The following is a 16,375-nucleotide window of genomic DNA, read 5'->3' as shown; positions in this document are numbered from 1 at the left end:
CATCATGGCTCAAGTTTCCGGCCTTATGGCAGGCAAGCGCGGCGTCATCATGGGCGTTGCAAACAATCGCTCCATCGCATGGGGCATTGCCAAGGCCTGCCACGACCAGGGTGCCGAGATCGCCTTCACCTGGCAGGGCGATGCGCTGAAAAAGCGTGTCGAGCCGCTCGCGCAGGAGCTGGGCGCCTTCATGGCCGGTGACTGCGATGTGACCAGCCTCGAAAGCATCGACGCGGTCTTCTCCAATCTCGAAGCCCATTGGGGCAAGATCGACTTCGTCGTGCATGCCATCGCTTTCTCCGACAAGGACGAGCTCACCGGCCGCTACATCGAGACGAGCCACCAGAACTTTACCCGGACGATGGACATTTCCGTCTATTCGTTCACGGCTGTTGCCGCGCGCGCCGAAAAGATCATGAATGACGGCGGGTCGCTGCTGACGCTCACCTATTATGGTGCGGAAAAGGTGATGCCGCATTACAATGTCATGGGCGTTGCAAAGGCGGCACTTGAGGCCTCTGTACGCTATCTCGCCGTCGATATGGGTGGCCGCGGCATCCGCGTTAACGCGATCTCGGCCGGCCCGATCAAGACGCTAGCCGCCTCCGGCATCGGCGACTTCCGCTATATCCTCAAGTGGAACGAATTGAATTCGCCGCTGAAGCGCAATGTGACCACAGACGAGGTCGGCAATTCGGGCATGTATCTGCTCTCCGACCTCTCCTCGGGCGTCTCCGGCGAAGTGCATCACGTTGACTGTGGTTATCACACAGTCGGGATGAAGGCCGTCGATGCACCCGATATCTCGGTTGCCAAAGACTGAGGTTCGGGGGTCTGACGCCATGCTCATCTACATGATCCGCCATGGCCAGACCGACTGGAACGCCGAAGGCCGCATGCAGGGCCAGAAGGATATCGGCCTGAACGACAAGGGTCGCAGTCAGGCCCATGGAAACGGGCTGAAGCTCGCACAGATCCTCGGCACCCAAGCCGAGGATTTCGATTTTGTCAGCTCCCCTCTCGGACGCACGCGCGACACGATGGAGCGGTTACGCAGTGCGATGGGGCTGGAGCCTCAAAACTACCGCACCGACGACCGCCTGAAGGAGGTCTCGTTCGGCGACTGGGAAGGCTCAACCTTGCCCGAACTGGCGCTTAAGACGCCAGAGCGGGTCGAGGAGCGCGCCCAGCACAAATGGGATTTCATACCGCCCGGCGAAGATGCCGAAAGCTACGAGATCCTCTCCTGGAGGATCGGCGCCTGGATGAATTCGGTGGAGCGGCCGACGGTCTGCGTCAGCCATGGGGGCGTGATCCGCTGTTGCTTCCGCCTCGTGGGGGGCATAAGCAAGGATAAAGCCTGCGACATCAATATCCCGCAGGATCGGATTTTGAAGATCGAGCGCGACGAGGGTCGCATCGACTGGCTCTGACATAAGCCCACCTGCCTCGCAATCTGCAAAAGCAGGCGCTAAAACTGACCGATTACTGGATCAGCTCGAGATCTTCCACGACGCGCTTGCCATCGACTTCCGTATAGAAGACGATGACTTTCTGACCGGATTCCAGACCATCGAAATTGAATTCGGCCGGGACGTCATAAGTTTTGCCGTCGTCCAGCTGCAGGGTCATGCCCTCGACATTGACAGAGCGGATCGTGCCTTCGACGTCGCCACTGCCGGCAAAGGCGCTGAGCGGAGACAGCAGACTTGCCGTGGCAAGCAGGACCGAAATCATGAGGCGCATGCGAACCACCTTCGAGAAAATCATAGAATTCAATTGCGTCACAATACGCTCCCCAAATGTGGCAAAATTTGCCCGACACCATGTCCAGATCTGTGGAATTCTGGTCCGAAACCAAGGCGCGGATCAAGCCATGCCCGGCGATTTTCAGTGAACAGTTTTTGTTCACCTCCGAGCCTTCATCCGCGCCCGGACTTCAGGACCTCGTAACCATGCAAGACCATGACTGTACCCACGAAATGCTAAATTAACCCGTCGCGTTTTAACTGACCTCATCAGGAATGGGGTGGCAGCACGTTGCGTGACGGAATGAAGGATCGGGTTCGATCCGAATACAAATTGGGCGGCAGCACGTTCTGGCTGATCGCTGGCGCCTCGCTGGGCGCACTGATCCTGACTGCCGGCTTCCTGATCGACCGCAACACGGCGCTGCAGGAGAGACTGCGGGTGGAGCAGGCCGTACGCCACGCTCTGCAGCTGGCTGAAAGAGCGCTCGATACCCAACTGGTGCAGGACATAGACATCGTCAGTGCGATTGCCGACGACATTGCAGACGACGCGATGCTGGCGCCGCGGGAGCTCAACCGCACGCTGGAAAGCGTTCTGAAGCGCAATCCGCATCTGCGTTCCATTACATTCGGTCCGCTGGACGACGACAGCCGCATGGCCTTCACGCCGAGGGTGAGCAGCGATCCGACATCGATCTCCATCGACATTCCAATCCCCCCAATGCCCTGGCAGACGGCAACACGCTGGCAATCCCTGAGAGCGGAGATCGACAAGGTCGGCTTCCTGCAGGCGGCCGGGGTTTCGCATGTCGGCCAGCAGGAAGAAGGCTCGCTGTTCCGATACCTCGATCTGGTGATCGCTGAAGACGGCAAGATCCTCTATGGCGATTCAAAGGTTCTGTCCGAGGAGCCGGTCAGCATTCGCGTTACGCTTGCGGGTGCTGCACTCGACCTTTACGGCGTTCCGAGCGACACTTGGGAGGCGGCTGAACTCCGAAGCCTGCCAGCCCGGCTGCTGCTGCTCGCAGGTATTGTGACGATGATGATCGCCGCCTTTGGCGCGATCTATCTGCTGCGCGAGCGCAACCAGAACCTCGTCCGGCTTGCCATTCGCGAGGCTCGCCTGGCGGATCTCTCCAAGCGCCTGCAGATTGCTCTGGAGACGTCGAATACCGGCATCTGGGAGATCGACGAGGCGACCCGCCAGATGGTCTGGGACGCGCGCACGGCCGAGCTGCACGAAAGACATGCCGATGGCAGCGGCTGCCACGATCGCCTTGAGGACTGGTACAACGCCATTCACGTCGACGACCTGCCGCTGGCCGAAAAGCTGTTCTTCGATTGCGTCGTGGCCCGCTCCCAGGACACATGGGATCTGAGCTACCGGGTGATGCAACAAGATGGCGTCGTCCGCCACCTGCGCTCGGTCGGCGCACGTTCGCAGGACGGACAGCTGACCGGCATTGTCTGCGACATCACCAATGATGCCCTGCTCAACCAGTCGCTGAGCAAGGCCAAGGAAACCAGCGATATCAAGAATGCAGAGCTGGAACTGGCGCTTGAGGAACTCTCGGCACGCGAACACCAGCTGGTCGAGCTTTCACAACGCCTCGACATCGCGCTCGGCTCCTATAATTGCGGCACCTGGGAAGGCGATCCGGTCACCAAGACCGCCGTGTGGGACGAGCGCATGCATCAGCTTTACGGCATGCCCTATTCCGACAAGCCGGTGACCGAGCATCAATGGCTGGCCAGCCTGCATGCAGACGACCGCAGTCTTGTTGTGCTCTCGGCCAAGCGCGCCGCCAATCTCGGCCAACCGTTGAACACGACACAGCGCGTCGTGCTGCCGAACAATGAGACGCGTTTCATCCGCTCCGTCGGCCAGGCCCATATCGACCGCGACGGCAAGAAGAAGCTGATCGGCATCGCCTTCGACGTGACCGCCGACGTGCTGCTTGCCGAACAGCTGCGCGCCGCCAAGGCCGAAACGGACACGCGCAATATCGAGCTCGAGCTTGCCAAGAACCGGATCGAATACAATTCGCTGCATGATCCGCTCACCTCGCTTGCCAATCGCCGCAAGCTGGACATGGAGCTCGACGCAATCGGCCGCGCCGCCCCAGGGGAGCGGCAGAAATTCGCCATCCTCCACCTCGATCTCGACCGGTTCAAGGAAATCAACGATACGCTTGGCCATGCCGCGGGTGATACGATGCTGGTGCATGCCTCGCGCATTCTGACCAAGATCGTGCCGCGCGGAGACCTTGTGGCGCGCATCGGCGGCGATGAGTTCGTCATTCTCTCGCGACAGGCGACGACGACGGAAGAACTGTCCAAACTGTCCTCCCGCATTCTCGAGGAGATGCGTCAGCCGATCGACTTTGAGGGTTTTGACTGCCGTTGCGGTGTCTCGATCGGTATTGCGCAGTCGATCGGCTTCGTGCCCGATCCGCGCAAGCTTCTGATCAATGCCGACATTGCGCTCTATCAGGCCAAGGAAAAGGGCCGTAACGGCTTCGAATTCTTCACGCCCGACCTGCAAGCCAATATCGTCGCCCGCAAGCGGATGGCGGACGACATTCTGGCGGGCATCGAACGCGACGAGTTCATCGTCCACTACCAGCCGCAGTTCCACGCCAATTCGATGCAGCTCTGCGGTGCCGAGGCGCTGGTGCGCTGGCGCCATCCGGACCGGGGGATCGTTGCCACCAACCACTTCCTCAGGATCGCCGAAGACCTGAACGTCATGGCGCGGATCGACGAGATCGTGCTGCAGACGGCGTTGAAGGACCAGATGCGCTGGACAGCGCTCGGCGTGCCGATCCCACGGATCTCGGTCAATGTCTCGTCGCGCCGCCTGCATGACGTGACCCTGGTCGATCAGTTGCAGAAGCTGAACCTGACGCCTGGCACGATCTGTTTCGAACTGGTGGAATCGATCTTTCTCGACGACGGCGACAGCGTGTCGGCCGAGAACATCGAGCGCATCAAGGCGCTGGGCATCGATATCGAGATCGACGACTTCGGCACCGGCCACACCTCGATCGTCAGCCTGCTAAAGCTCAAGCCCAAGCGCCTGAAGATCGATCGCCAGCTTGTCATGCCAATCACCAGCCAGCCGCAGGAGCGCAGCCTCGTGCGCTCGATCGTTGAAATCGCGCGCTCGCTGGGCGTCGAGACGGTGGCAGAAGGCGTCGAGACGCAGGAACATGCAACCATGCTGCGGCAGATCGGCTGCGACTATCTGCAGGGCTTTGCCTTCGCCAAGCCCCTGTCGTTTGAAGATTTCACCCGCTTTGTCGGCAAGCTGCCGCAGAAAAAGGCGTCCTGAGATCTTGCTCCTGCCGGTTGCGGGCCGCCTGGCCCGCCCGGCAATCGCCCGGGATTGCGCAAAACCGCTTCACAGGTTTCGCCGATTTGCTTTAAGAGTGTCGGCATCCAAGGCCCGCGCTGGCCATCAGAGTGTCGCCAGCCAGAATGTAGTGGTTCGTCTTCATGTCGCATAACAGTTTCGGTCATCTCTTCCGCGTCACCACCTGGGGCGAAAGCCATGGTCCGGCGCTTGGCGCGGTCGTCGATGGCTGCCCTCCCGGCATCCGCTTCGTCCAGGAGGACCTGCAGGCCTTCATGGACAAGCGCAAACCTGGCCAGTCGCGTTTCGTTACCCAGCGGCGCGAGGACGATATCGTCAAGGTGCTGTCTGGCGTGATGCCGCAGGATGACGGCTCGATGATCACGACGGGCACGCCCGTTTCGCTCTTCATCGAGAACACGGATCAGCGGTCGAAGGACTATGGCGAGATCGCCAAGCGTTTCCGTCCGGGCCATGCCGACTTCACCTATGACCTGAAATACGGCATTCGCGACTATCGCGGCGGCGGACGCTCGTCTGCCCGCGAGACGGCGGCACGCGTGGCCGCCGGTGCGCTGGCGCGGCTGGCCATGCCTGATGTCACCATTCGCGGCGCGCTGGTGCAGATCGGCAAACACAAGATCAACCGCGACAACTGGGACTGGGCGCAGGTCGACCAGAACCCGTTCTTCGCGCCGGACGCCGAAATCGTTCCGGTCTGGGAACGCTATCTCGACGAGATCCGCAAGGCAGGCTCCTCGGTCGGCGCCGTGATTGAAGTTGTGGCCGAGGGCGTGCCGGCCGGGATCGGGGCTCCGGTCTATGGCAAGCTCGACCAGGAGATTGCTGCAGGCCTGATGTCGATCAACGCCGTCAAGGGCGTGGAGATCGGCAATGGCTTTGGGGCGGCCGAAATCACCGGTGAGGAAAATGCCGACGAAATGCGGATGGGCCCGGATGGCAAACCGGTTTTCCTGTCCAACCATGCCGGCGGCGTGCTGGGCGGAATTGCAACCGGCGAGCCGCTGGTCGCGCGTTTTGCCATCAAGCCGACCTCGTCGATCCTGACCGAACGCCGCTCGATCGATTCCGATGGGCAGGAGGTGGACGTGCGCACCAAGGGTCGTCACGACCCCTGCGTCGGAATTCGTGCCGTGCCTGTCGGTGAGGCAATGCTTGCCTGCACCATTCTCGACCATATTCTGAGGGATCGCGGCCAGACCGGCCGCCTGAAGTGAGGCCTGACGCATGAGCTATGACCAGAAGCGCGTCGTGGACGCCATCCGAGCCTTCGAAGCGGGCGAGATCGTCGTCGTCATGGACGATGACGGCCGCGAGAACGAAGGTGACCTGATCGTCGCAGCCGTGCATTGCACGCCGGAAAAGATGGCCTTCATCGTGCGCCACACATCGGGCATCGTCTGCGCGCCGATGCCGAAGGAAGAGGCCAAGCGGCTGAACCTCTCGGCCATGGTTGCCGACAATGACAGTGCCCATACAACCGCCTTCACCGTTTCGGTCGATTTCAAGCATGGCACAACGACCGGCATCTCGGCCGACGACCGGACGCTGACGGTACGCAACCTCGCCAATCCGAATGTCGGCGCGGCCGATTTCGTTCGTCCCGGACACATCTTCCCGCTGGTGGCCCGCGAAGGCGGCGTGCTGATGCGCTCCGGCCATACGGAAGCGGCCGTCGATCTCTGCCGACTGGCATCGCTGCCGCTAATCGGGGTGATCTCCGAACTGGTCAATGACGACGGCACCGTGATGCGTGGGCCGCAAGTGGCCTCCTTTGCCGAGCAGCATGGGTTGAAGCAGGTGTCGGTCGCCGATCTCATCGCCTATCGCCAGCGCAAGGAAACGCTGATCCAGCTGCATTCGAGCTTCGACATCCAGACGCCTTACGGGACCGCCAAGGGCCACAGCTATTCCCTGCCCTGGGATCCGATGCAGCATCTGGCCGTGGTATTCGGCGATATCCGTGATGGCGAGGACATTCCGGTGCGCCTGCATCTAGAACATGTCGGCGCTGACGTCTTCGGCAACAACCGGCAGATCGAAGGCATCATGAAGAAGATCGCCGAAAAAGGCCGCGGCATTATCGTCTATCTGCGCGAAGGCTCGGTGGGCGTCGGCGCCTCGACCACGGCGCGCACTGGCAAACACGACCGGGAAGGCCATCAGGAAGCCCAGGCGCGCGAAAGCGAATGGCTGGAAATCGGACTGGGTGCGCAGATCCTCAAGGATCTCGGCGTCACCTCGATCAAGCTCATGTCCTCGCGTGAGCGCCACTATGTCGGTCTCGAAGGCTTTGGCATCAAGATCTCGCAGACAGAGATCGTTTGAGGGAAAAACTCCCTTAAATTCAGTAGGGTAAAACACCCTTCTTTAACCATCTTATACGAAGGTATCGAATGTAACCATAGAAGTGCGTTCGATACCTGTATGACGAGTATACTGACAAACCGCAGTGCATTTGCGGCCTTATCTAATTTGCGACTTGTTTCGACCGAAATATTGAAATCCGAGGCGGAGACATCTTCCGGCTTGCGAGTTCGGGATGCGTCCGACAATGCTGCCTACTGGTCGATCAGCACGACGCTGAGATCCGACCAGCAGGCACTCGGTGCCGTAGAAGACGCGCTTGGCCTTGGCGCCGCCGCCGTCGACACCGCTTATGCCGGCATGAGCTCGGTCATCGACATCGTCGACCAGATCAAGGCAAAACTGGTTGCGTCCAGGGAAACCAGCGTCGACAAGCTGAAAGTGAACACCGAGCTGGACCAGCTGAAAGAGCAGATCTATGCGGTGGTGGAATCCTCCAGCTTCTCCGGCCAGAATTGGCTGCATCGGATGGATGCGTCCGACGACGCCGACAAACTTGTCGTGTCGTCCTTCAACCGTGTCGACAGCGGCGTATCTCTCAAGACCATCTCCTACGGCATGACCAATCAGTGGGGCACCAATCATCTGATCGATGAAAGCTTCCACAATGGCATTCTCACCAATGTCGAGTTCGCCCGCGATCTGGGCACGGCGACCGAATGGGTGCTTCTGAACGGCAAAAACCACGCCATTCACCCGGAGATTGCCCTGACCGACGCGACCACCGGCGAGGAGATTGACGAGATGGTCAGCGTGATCGACATGATGCTGGGCGCCATGGCCGACGCGGCTGCGAGCCTCGGGGCGCTTTCGGTGCGCATCGATATGCAAACGGAATTCGTTGCCACGATGAAGAGCGCCGTCGACGATGGTGTGGGCCGGCTTGTCGATGCCGACATGGAAGAGACGGCCGCGCGGCTGAAGGCGCTACAGACCCAGCAGCAACTGGCAACGCAATCGCTTTCGATTGCGAATTCCCAACCGGAAATCCTGCTCCGGCTGTTCCAGTAAGACGTAACAGTCAGCCTTGGCGGCTTTTCTTAAACGACAGGCGCGTTGACGGGCCCTTCGATCACAGGTGTCGGCTTGCCTGACCAGACGAGGCGGTAGACGTCTCCCTGACGGACCGACTGGACAGCGGCAGGGCGGAGTACGGCGAAACAGGTGCCGCCCGAATGCCGAACGGAGGGGTAGATGATGCCGTTCGCCCCTGCCCTTCGTGTGTCGTCAGCCAGCGCATTGCCGAGCGGATAGCCACGCGCCTTGTCGGGATCGAGCGCCGGATGGTCTGGCACGGCGCGCAGATCGACGAAATCACCGGAGACGCTTGAGAACATTTCCGCATATTCGACCACCGCCTCGAATACCCCGGTATGGCTTAGAAAACTGGTCATGTGGAAGCTGATTTCCGCAAGGCAGGTTTCGACCACCAGTGCCGAATACCAGGCACCGCGATTGGCGCCATTGAACCGGTTCGGCTCACGCGGCTTCGCATAGGCGAAGCAGGCATTGATGAAATGCGCATGCGGCACGTCGTAGACGAGTTCGTTGGCGGCGAGCCCGGAAATGCCGGTGGCCTGCGCCTGCAGACGGCTCGACGTTGCCGCTTCGATCTCGGCCAGTTCCGCCAGTTCATCGGATGTGTCGACAAGGCTTGCCAGAACCGCCTCACGCAGCCGCGCCGTCGAGACGAGCCGGACGGTTTTCGGAAAGGCGAGCGTGGCAACCGGAATGCCGGCGACCTGCACTCAGAGACCTCCCCGCACCGCGTCGAGATAGCGACGCACTTCCAGCATATGCGGAATGCCGCCCTCGATCATGGCGGCCACCGGCGTCAGCCGATCAAAGAGCGGACCGGTGTTTTCCAGCTGCAGCCAGCGATCAGCCATCTGATCGGCAAAGAGCAGATGCAGCGCCTTGTAGATGCCGGTGAGTGCCGAGATGCGGGTCATCTGGTCCTGGGTCAGTGTCTTTTCCACCGTCTCAGGCTTCAGCCTTTCCCAGGTGCTCATCGAGACGCCGAGCAAGGCTGCTGCCTGCTGGCCTGTCAGGTCCCACTGCTCGGCCAGTCGCCGATAGGCCTTGAGCGCCGTTCTCGACAGACGCGTGCGGTCGGTTTCTGCACTGAAGCCCTGAAGACGGGCGGGGCGATCGTCTTGCACCACAGATGGGTTCAACATTCGAGCCTCCTTCAAATGACGACTAGAATATACATCATATGATGGAAATTTCAAGGCGGGCCGATGAAACCGATAGACCTCAGCGGACCTTCCGCGCCATGCCGACGGAACGGGGCGCGGTTTCCGCGAAACCAAACTGCGCATAGAGCCGGTTGGCCGGCACGTCGGCGATCAGGCTGACATAGGCGGTCTTGGGCAGGGTAGCGATGAAGTCCGACAGAGCCGTCATGATCCACTTGGCGAGCCCCCTGCCCTGATGGGCCGGCAGGATGGCGATGTCGGTCACCTGAAAAAAGCAACCGCCATCGCCAATGATCCGGCCCATGCCGATGGTCTCGTCACCCAGCATCAGCGAGACACCGAAGATCGAATTGGGCAGACCCTTTTCCGCCGCCTCCCGCGAAAAGGGTGTGAGGCCAGACTCGAGGCGCAGGCGCATGTAGTCGTCGATGGAAGGCATGCGGGTTTCGATGCGGTAGGCGCTGTTGTCGGTCATGCCTTTAAGTCTTTCTGATTGATTTTTCCGTTGCTCAGCCGAGCCAGCCATCAAGGTGCTGCACGCTGTCCATGCCGACGAAGCGGGCCATGCGCTGCAATTCGGCATCGAGCCGATCAAGACGGCCGGCTGTTGGTTTGACGCCCGGTTCGAGCCAGAGGCGGCGCACGGCCAGCACGCCGGCCTTGCGTTCCGCCTTCATGTCGATGCGACCGATCAGGCGCTCTCCCTCCAGAAGCGGGAAGACGTAATAGCCGTATTGCCGCTTTGGCTCCGGCACGTAGATCTCGATGCGATAGAAGAAGCCGAACAGGCGTTCGCTACGGTTTCGGTCACGGATCAGCGGATCGAAGGGCGAGAGCACACGGATGCGGGCTGGTGGTTCGGGCGCCTCGATGAGGCTGCCGAGCTGATCGGCAAAGGCGAAGGAGATGCGGGACTTGCCGTCTACCGTGCCGATCGTCACCTCCTCCAGCTCGTCGCGATGGGCGGCGACCCAGAGCTTTGCCTCGTCCGGCGTGATGAGATCGAAGAAGGCGGCAATCTCGCCTGATGTGGCGAAGCCAAGGCGTGTCAGCGCGGACCGGCAGGCCCAGTCGACGAAACTGTCATGGTCGACCTCGCCTGCATGATGTTCGGCCGGGATGATCCGCTCCGACAGGTCATAGACCTTCTGGAACCCATCGCGCCGGGCAATCGACAGCTTGCCGGTGTGCCAGAAATATTCGAGCGCCGTCTTGGACGGATGCCAGTTCCACCAGCCGCCGGACTTGTGGTCCTCATCCTTGACGTCGCGGGCCATGACCGGTCCATGATCGCGGATGCGGGCATAGGTTTCCTCGAACGCCCGATCAAAGCCCTCCCCCTGCCACTTCGCCCAGTTCTCCATGATCTTCGCCTCTCGGCGAACGAAGCGGTGTTTCCAATAGGGAAAGAAGGCCGACGGGATGACCGAGGCATCATGCGTCCAGTGTTCGAAGAGCGAGCGGTCCTTTTCCAGGAGATGGGCGAGGTCCTTGGGACGGTAGGTCTGGTTGCGCGAGAACAGGATCTGGTGATGCGCCCGCTCGACCCACTGGATGCTGTCGATCTGGACAAAGCCGAGATCATGGATCAGCGCGTACAAGCCATCACGGCCCAGTGCCTTTGTCGGCGAGCGCGACAGGCCCTGCCGTTCAAGGAAGATTTTGCGCGCCAGTGCATTGGGAAGATGAATCGCCATGAGGAAAGAGGCTAGCGAATGTTCTGCATTCGTTCAATCGCTCTGACGGTCTTGCAACCGTGATTGCACCAAGAATTTCGCCTTTGGCGCGAACACTCGTGAGTTTTCACAGGAACAAGCCCTGTATCCGAAGGTTGTGTCCATGCCTCCAACCAAAGGACATCACCATGTTCATGAGAGTCGACAAGCTGCAGGCAAACCTGCCAGCACCCAAGCGTGCAGATCCAAACGCCGCCGCTGCCCTGCAGGAACTGCTCGGTGGGAAATACGGCGAAATGTCCACACTCGGGAACTACATGTTCCAGAGCTTCAACTTTCGCAGCAAGGAAAAACTCAGACCCTTCTATTCCTTGGTCGCCAGCATTACCGCCGAGGAGCTCGGTCATGTCGAGCTCGTCAGCAACGGCGTCGTGATGCTGAACAACGGCCCGGATGTTCCCGATGGCGACGAAGGGGATGGCGGGGACATTTCCGATGCGCCCTATGAGGGCATGAAGGATATCCGGCTGGCTGCCGCCTTCCTCTCTGGCGGCGGCGGCGCGATGCCGGTCAACAGCAATGGCGTCTCGTGGAACAACGACTTCATCACCACGACGGGCAATGTCGTGGTCGACCTCTTGCACAACTTCCACCTGGAATGCGGTGCCCGCCTGCATAAGCTCAGGGTCTACGAAACCCTGTCTGATCCCACCGGACGGGAAGTCTGCGGCTATCTGCTCGTGCGCGGCTCGGTCCATGCCCATGCCTATGCGCTGGCTCTCGAGAAGATCACCGGCGTCGACGTGAAGAAGTTCCTGCCCACGCCGAACATCCCGCTCGACAAGATCCCCGAGTGCCAGAAATATCTCGACGAAGGCTCGCATCGCCGGCTCTATACGTTCAGCCCGAACGATTACAAAGAGATGTCCGGGATCTGGGGCAATGGCGAAGTCGCCTTGCCGAATGATCCGCCAGGCGAACTCGAAGTGGTGGACGGCATGCCGGAAGGTGGCAAGATCCACCAGTTTGTCGGCGTCCCCTCAGCCTTCACGCCGGACTACTCGCCGGAAGAAATGTTCGAGATCGCAGAAAAGCTCTACAAAAAGTCCAGATAACAAAGAGAGCACATCCACTGCCGGGGCTGGAAAAGCCCCGGCTTGTGCCAGCCCCAAGTCAGGCGGATTCGGCAAATCGTCAACCCTGCGCTTCCCCCTTGCCGCCTCCCCGGTCTATAGAAGCCTCGACACCGGACGGGGCCGCCCTTGCAGATCACCTTCGACCAGACCGAACTCCGCTATGGCGCGCATGTCGCGCTTCAGCCGCTGACGCTGTCGCTCAATGAGCCACGGATCGGGGTGATCGGGCTCAATGGCTCGGGCAAGACCAGCTTTGCACGCCTTCTGGCCGGGCTCGTCAAACCCAGCGCGGGCCGGGTGACGCTTGACGGGTTCGATACCGTCGCGGACGAAAAGGCGGTTCGGGGAAAGACGGGCTTCATTTTCCAGAACCCCGGTAACCAGATCATCCTGCCGATCATTCGCGACGATGTGGGGCTTGGCCCGAAAACGCAGGGGCTGACGGGGGCCGCGCTGGAGACGGCCGTCACTGCAGCCCTTAACCGCTTCGGCATCGGCCATCTCGCCGGTCGCCGGCCGCATGAGCTTTCAGGTGGAGAGTTGCAGCTTGCAGCCCTTGCCGCCGTCGTCATCAACCAGCCGGACCTGATCCTGTTCGACGAGCCGACCAACCAGCTTGACCTGAGAAACCGGGCGCTGGTCAAGGCGGCCATCGAGGGGCTTCCCGAACAGGCTGTCATCATCAGCCACGATCTCGATCTGGTTGCCGATTTCCCCCGCGTGCTGGTGTTTGATCAGGGCGCGCTTGCCTGCGATGCGCCGGGGATCGAGGCCATCGCGCGCTACCGGGATATTGCCGGATGCTGACGAGCCTTCACATCGAAGGGACGAGCCTTCTGCACCGCATCCCGGTCAAGCCCAAGCTCGCGGTTCTGATGGGTTTCGGCCTTGCGCTCTATCTCGTCTCAAACCCATTCGCGCTTGTCCTTGCCACGGCCTTGACCGGCGGCCTTTACCTCTCGACCGGCATCCGGCCTGCCCAAGCCTTTCAGCGCATCCGCCCGGTATTGTTCACCATCGCCTTTCTCAGCCTCGTCAACCTGGTCCTGCTGACGCCCGTCGAGACGCTGGTTCTGACGCTGCGGCTTCTCGCCATCCTGTTCCTCGCGGCAGCGGTGACGGCATCGACGGCAATCGGCGACTTCATCGCGGCGATCACCGACCTTGCCCGCCCGCTTGAAAGGCTCGGCCTCATCAAGGCTGCCGATATCGGGCTTGCCTTCGGACTCGTTCTGCGTTTCGTACCGGAGATTGCCGCACGGCATGACGCCTTGAAGGAGGCGCATGCGGCGCGCGGCCTCCCCGTCAAGATGCATCGCATGCTTGGCGCCCTGTTGATCGCCACCCTGAAGGACGCGGACAGAATCGCCGAAGCGATTGACGCGAGAGGCATTCGGCGGCACTAACCGTTCCCAGTCTATCCGGAGGAAAATCATGACGACCAAAAATCTCGTCCTCGCCGCTCTGTTTACGGCGATCATCATCGTGCTCGGCTTCATTCCGGCCGTGCCGATCCCGCTGATCCCCGTGCCGATCACGGCGCAGTCGATGGGCGTGATGCTCGCTGGCTGCATCATTGGCGCCAAGCGCGGCGCGCTGGCCTATGCCCTGCTCGTGGTTCTGGTGGCCGTCGGCCTGCCGGTGCTGTCGGGCGGCCGTGGTGGCCTCAACGTGCTGATGGGGCCAACCGGCGGCTATATCTTCGGCTGGATCATCGGCACCTTTGTCACCGGCCTGGTTGCCGAAAAGCTCGTCAGCGAGAGCCAGAGTGCTGCGCGCCAAATGGCCGGCTTCTTCGCGGCCAGCGTGATCGGCGGCATCGGCGTTGTCTATGCCTGCGGCATGCCCTGGCTCTCCGTCGTCGCCGGCACGCCGTTTGACAAAGTGCTTCTCGGCTCGCTCGCCTTCATCCCGGGCGATCTGGTCAAGGCCGCCATTGCGACGCTTGCCGCACGTGCCGTGATCGTCGGCTATCCGCTGCTGCCGGTCCGCGCGCACTGATCAGATAATGGCTGCGATACCCTAGTGTTGCAGCCATTCCACCACCCGCTCAGGTTGGAATTTTCTTACCTTAGTAACGCATTATATAGGATGTGCTCTTACACTTTTGGGGATACGTCACCTCAGAGGTTCAACCATGTCCATCCTTTCCCTGTTTGGCAGTGATTCGCGTGCAGTCCTCTCGGCGCTGGAGAGATCGCAGGCGGTGATCGAATTCGACCCGACCGGCAAAATCCTCACGGCGAACGAAAATTTCTGCAAAACCCTTGGGTATTCGCTGGAAGAAATCGTGGGAAAGCACCACAGCCTGTTTGTGGCACCTGATTACGCGAAGTCCACTGACTACAGGGAATTCTGGGCAAGGCTTGCGCGGGGTGAGTTCTTCAGCGCCCAGTACAAGCGGTTCGGCAAGGGCGGCAAGGTCATCTGGATCGAGGCATCCTACAATCCGGTCCTGAGAAACGGCAAGGTCCACAAGATCGTCAAATTCGCGACCGATATCACCGATCGCAAACTCACCGAGCTCGATTCACGCGGCAAGCTCACTGCCGTGTCGCGTGTGCAGGCCTCCATCGAGTTCACGCCCGATGGCACGATCCTCACCGCGAATGACAATTTCCTGAACGCCATGGGCTACACGCTTGAGGAGATCGTCGGCAAACATCATCAGATGTTCTGCGACAAGGCGTATATCAACTCAGCGGAGTATCGACAGTTCTGGCAGGATTTACGATCGGGCACCTTCCAAACGAGTGAATTTACCCGCTTTACGAAGTCTGGAGACAGGATCGTCGTCCAGGCATCCTACAGCCCTGTTTTCGACGAGGAAGGGCGTGTCATCAAGGTGGTCAAGTTCGCCACCGACGTCACGGGCCGCGTCAAAGCCGTCGAGGCGATTGCCGCCGGTCTGCAGCGACTGTCGGAATGCAATATCCGCATCACGCTCGACGAACCCTTTATTCCGGAATTGGAGCGACTGCGAACGGACTTCAACAAGGCCATCACCGAGTTTCAGCGGACACTCGAAAGCGTGCTGGGTGAAACTGGCGGCCTGGCCGAGACCAGTGCCGACCTGAAGGGCGATGCGGAGGTGCTGGGTCGCCGGACGGAACAGCAGGCGGCAGCCCTTGAACAGGCATCGGCTGCCCTTGAGCAGATCACCGCCACGGTCAAGGAAGCCTCGGTCAGAACCCGCGAGACGCGCGAAATCGTCAAGCAGGCCCGCTCGGCTACCAATGACTCGGTCGAGGTGGTGCGCTCCACGGTGGACGCGATCTCGCGGATCGAAACAGCGTCGAACGAAATTGGCAGCATCATTGATGTGATCGACCAGATTGCCTTCCAGACCAATCTTCTGGCGCTCAATGCGGGCGTTGAAGCGGCGCGCGCCGGCGAGGCTGGCAAAGGGTTTGCCGTGGTGGCGCAGGAGGTCCGCGAGCTCGCGCAGCGATCCGCCGCGGCCGCCCGCCAGATCTCAGCGCTTATCCTTAATTCGACAACGCAGGTTGCCGAAGGGGTGCGCCTGGTGAATGAAACGGGCGTGACGCTGTCGCGGATCGAGAAATTCGTCAACGAAATCGACGGCAATGTCGATGCCATCTCAATCGGGGCGAACGAGCAGGCGTCCAGCCTTGGCGAAATCAACACCGCCATCAACCAGCTCGATCAGGCGACCCAACAGAACGCCAGCCTTGTATCCAGTATTGGCGTTGCAGGGGACGTGATGGCAGCCGGGGCCGGGAAGATGAAAACGCTGGTCGACATGTTCAAGCTCAATCGACGCAAGGCACCCCGCGAGCCCGGTTCCGCCGCGGCCAATACCGGCACGGCGCAGCGAAGCCCGCAGTCACGCGTGGCCTGATGACTT

At 60.7% G+C, this 16,375-nt stretch carries 16 protein-coding genes; 11 read left to right on the top strand and 5 right to left on the bottom strand.

The features are described from left to right. The first annotated feature begins 4 nt into the window (after positions 1-4). Together fabI and ACSV9I_RS06645 are read left to right on the top strand one after the other, a co-directional pair. Positions 5-823, top strand: a complete 819-nt coding sequence (fabI, locus tag ACSV9I_RS06650; protein ID WP_054156610.1) for an enoyl-ACP reductase FabI — start codon at positions 5-7, stop codon at positions 821-823. 19 nt (positions 824-842) lie between these two features. Next, positions 843-1,433, top strand: coding sequence for a histidine phosphatase family protein (locus ACSV9I_RS06645; protein WP_438328000.1), 591 nt, complete (start codon positions 843-845; stop codon positions 1,431-1,433). A gap of 52 nt (positions 1,434-1,485) precedes the next feature. On the opposite strand, the gene ACSV9I_RS06640 is transcribed toward ACSV9I_RS06645, so the two are convergent. Next, positions 1,486-1,746, bottom strand: coding sequence for a DUF1344 domain-containing protein (locus tag ACSV9I_RS06640; RefSeq protein WP_054156799.1), 261 nt, complete (start codon positions 1,744-1,746; stop codon positions 1,486-1,488). A 306-nt stretch (positions 1,747-2,052) separates the two neighbouring features. Between ACSV9I_RS06640 and ACSV9I_RS06635 the strand changes: the two genes are divergently transcribed. The 4 genes from ACSV9I_RS06635 to ACSV9I_RS06620 all read left to right on the top strand — a co-directional run bounded on the left by ACSV9I_RS06635 (position 2,053) and on the right by ACSV9I_RS06620 (position 8,505). Then, on the top strand, positions 2,053-5,085 hold the full coding sequence (locus ACSV9I_RS06635; RefSeq protein ID WP_438327998.1) for an EAL domain-containing protein: 3,033 nt from the start codon (positions 2,053-2,055) through the stop codon (positions 5,083-5,085). A 164-nt stretch (positions 5,086-5,249) separates the two neighbouring features. Continuing rightward, the gene (gene aroC / locus ACSV9I_RS06630; RefSeq protein WP_438327996.1) at positions 5,250-6,344 is read left to right on the top strand and encodes a chorismate synthase; all 1,095 of its coding nucleotides are present in this window, start codon (positions 5,250-5,252) and stop codon (positions 6,342-6,344) included. 10 nt (positions 6,345-6,354) lie between these two features. Next, positions 6,355-7,455: a 3,4-dihydroxy-2-butanone-4-phosphate synthase gene (ribB, locus tag ACSV9I_RS06625; protein WP_054156606.1), complete on the top strand. Its 1,101-nt coding sequence runs from the start codon at positions 6,355-6,357 to the stop codon at positions 7,453-7,455. Between the two features lie 99 nt (positions 7,456-7,554). Beyond that, complete coding sequence (locus tag ACSV9I_RS06620) at positions 7,555-8,505, top strand: flagellin (protein ID WP_438327995.1); 951 nt, start codon at positions 7,555-7,557, stop codon at positions 8,503-8,505. A 29-nt stretch (positions 8,506-8,534) separates the two neighbouring features. On the opposite strand, the gene ACSV9I_RS06615 is transcribed toward ACSV9I_RS06620, so the two are convergent. The 4 genes from ACSV9I_RS06615 to ACSV9I_RS06600 form a co-directional block, all read right to left on the bottom strand. Continuing rightward, entirely contained in the window at positions 8,535-9,242 is a 708-nt protein-coding gene (locus ACSV9I_RS06615; protein ID WP_438327993.1) for an RES family NAD+ phosphorylase, read from the bottom strand. Further along, on the bottom strand, positions 9,243-9,674 hold the full coding sequence (locus tag ACSV9I_RS06610) for an antitoxin Xre-like helix-turn-helix domain-containing protein (protein WP_438327992.1): 432 nt from the start codon (positions 9,672-9,674) through the stop codon (positions 9,243-9,245). Between the two features lie 79 nt (positions 9,675-9,753). Further along, a complete protein-coding gene (locus ACSV9I_RS06605) occupies positions 9,754-10,170 on the bottom strand; it encodes a GNAT family N-acetyltransferase (RefSeq protein ID WP_438327991.1) in 417 nt (138 codons plus the stop codon). A 34-nt stretch (positions 10,171-10,204) separates the two neighbouring features. Next, positions 10,205-11,392, bottom strand: coding sequence for a winged helix-turn-helix domain-containing protein (locus ACSV9I_RS06600; RefSeq protein WP_438327990.1), 1,188 nt, complete (start codon positions 11,390-11,392; stop codon positions 10,205-10,207). Positions 11,393-11,559: 167 nt separating this feature from the next. Between ACSV9I_RS06600 and ACSV9I_RS06595 the strand changes: the two genes are divergently transcribed. The 5 genes from ACSV9I_RS06595 (at position 11,560) to ACSV9I_RS06575 (ending at position 16,369) form a co-directional block, all read left to right on the top strand. Beyond that, the gene (locus ACSV9I_RS06595; protein ID WP_054156600.1) at positions 11,560-12,486 is read left to right on the top strand and encodes a manganese catalase family protein; all 927 of its coding nucleotides are present in this window, start codon (positions 11,560-11,562) and stop codon (positions 12,484-12,486) included. Positions 12,487-12,633: 147 nt separating this feature from the next. Next, on the top strand, positions 12,634-13,314 hold the full coding sequence (locus ACSV9I_RS06590; protein WP_438327989.1) for an energy-coupling factor ABC transporter ATP-binding protein: 681 nt from the start codon (positions 12,634-12,636) through the stop codon (positions 13,312-13,314). Then, positions 13,308-13,913 carry an energy-coupling factor transporter transmembrane component T family protein gene (locus tag ACSV9I_RS06585; RefSeq protein WP_438327987.1) on the top strand — a complete coding sequence of 202 codons (606 nt, stop codon included), beginning with the start codon at positions 13,308-13,310 and terminating at the stop codon, positions 13,911-13,913. Before ACSV9I_RS06590 ends, ACSV9I_RS06585 begins: the two co-directional genes overlap by 7 nt. Before the next feature lie 28 nt (positions 13,914-13,941). Continuing rightward, the gene (locus tag ACSV9I_RS06580) at positions 13,942-14,508 is read left to right on the top strand and encodes a biotin transporter BioY (RefSeq protein ID WP_438327986.1); all 567 of its coding nucleotides are present in this window, start codon (positions 13,942-13,944) and stop codon (positions 14,506-14,508) included. 136 nt (positions 14,509-14,644) lie between these two features. Further along, on the top strand, positions 14,645-16,369 hold the full coding sequence (locus tag ACSV9I_RS06575; RefSeq protein WP_438327985.1) for a methyl-accepting chemotaxis protein: 1,725 nt from the start codon (positions 14,645-14,647) through the stop codon (positions 16,367-16,369). Positions 16,370-16,375: the final 6 nt, after the last annotated feature.

The sequence above is a fragment of the Rhizobium sp. G187 genome (assembly GCF_051549525.1).
In the GTDB taxonomy this organism is placed as follows: Bacteria; Pseudomonadota; Alphaproteobacteria; order Rhizobiales; family Rhizobiaceae; genus Allorhizobium.
The sequence above is the reverse complement of the archived record's forward strand: the minus strand, read 5'-3'. Positions and strand labels throughout refer to the sequence as shown.

Bases quoted from the DNA above. Each gene is read 5' to 3' on its own strand.
- fabI (WP_054156610.1), top strand. From the start codon at position 5: ATGGCTCAAGTTTCCGGCCTTATGGCAGGCAAGCGCGGCGTCATCATG.
- ACSV9I_RS06645 (WP_438328000.1), top strand. From the start codon at position 843: ATGCTCATCTACATGATCCGCCATGGCCAGACCGACTGGAACGCCGAA.
- ACSV9I_RS06640 (WP_054156799.1), bottom strand. From the start codon at position 1,746: ATGCGCCTCATGATTTCGGTCCTGCTTGCCACGGCAAGTCTGCTGTCT.
- ACSV9I_RS06635 (WP_438327998.1), top strand. From the start codon at position 2,053: ATGAAGGATCGGGTTCGATCCGAATACAAATTGGGCGGCAGCACGTTC.
- aroC (WP_438327996.1), top strand. From the start codon at position 5,250: ATGTCGCATAACAGTTTCGGTCATCTCTTCCGCGTCACCACCTGGGGC.
- ribB (WP_054156606.1), top strand. From the start codon at position 6,355: ATGAGCTATGACCAGAAGCGCGTCGTGGACGCCATCCGAGCCTTCGAA.
- ACSV9I_RS06620 (WP_438327995.1), top strand. From the start codon at position 7,555: ATGACGAGTATACTGACAAACCGCAGTGCATTTGCGGCCTTATCTAAT.
- ACSV9I_RS06610 (WP_438327992.1), bottom strand. From the start codon at position 9,674: ATGTTGAACCCATCTGTGGTGCAAGACGATCGCCCCGCCCGTCTTCAG.
- ACSV9I_RS06605 (WP_438327991.1), bottom strand. From the start codon at position 10,170: ATGACCGACAACAGCGCCTACCGCATCGAAACCCGCATGCCTTCCATC.
- ACSV9I_RS06600 (WP_438327990.1), bottom strand. From the start codon at position 11,392: ATGGCGATTCATCTTCCCAATGCACTGGCGCGCAAAATCTTCCTTGAA.
- ACSV9I_RS06595 (WP_054156600.1), top strand. From the start codon at position 11,560: ATGTTCATGAGAGTCGACAAGCTGCAGGCAAACCTGCCAGCACCCAAG.
- ACSV9I_RS06585 (WP_438327987.1), top strand. From the start codon at position 13,308: ATGCTGACGAGCCTTCACATCGAAGGGACGAGCCTTCTGCACCGCATC.
- ACSV9I_RS06580 (WP_438327986.1), top strand. From the start codon at position 13,942: ATGACGACCAAAAATCTCGTCCTCGCCGCTCTGTTTACGGCGATCATC.
- ACSV9I_RS06575 (WP_438327985.1), top strand. From the start codon at position 14,645: ATGTCCATCCTTTCCCTGTTTGGCAGTGATTCGCGTGCAGTCCTCTCG.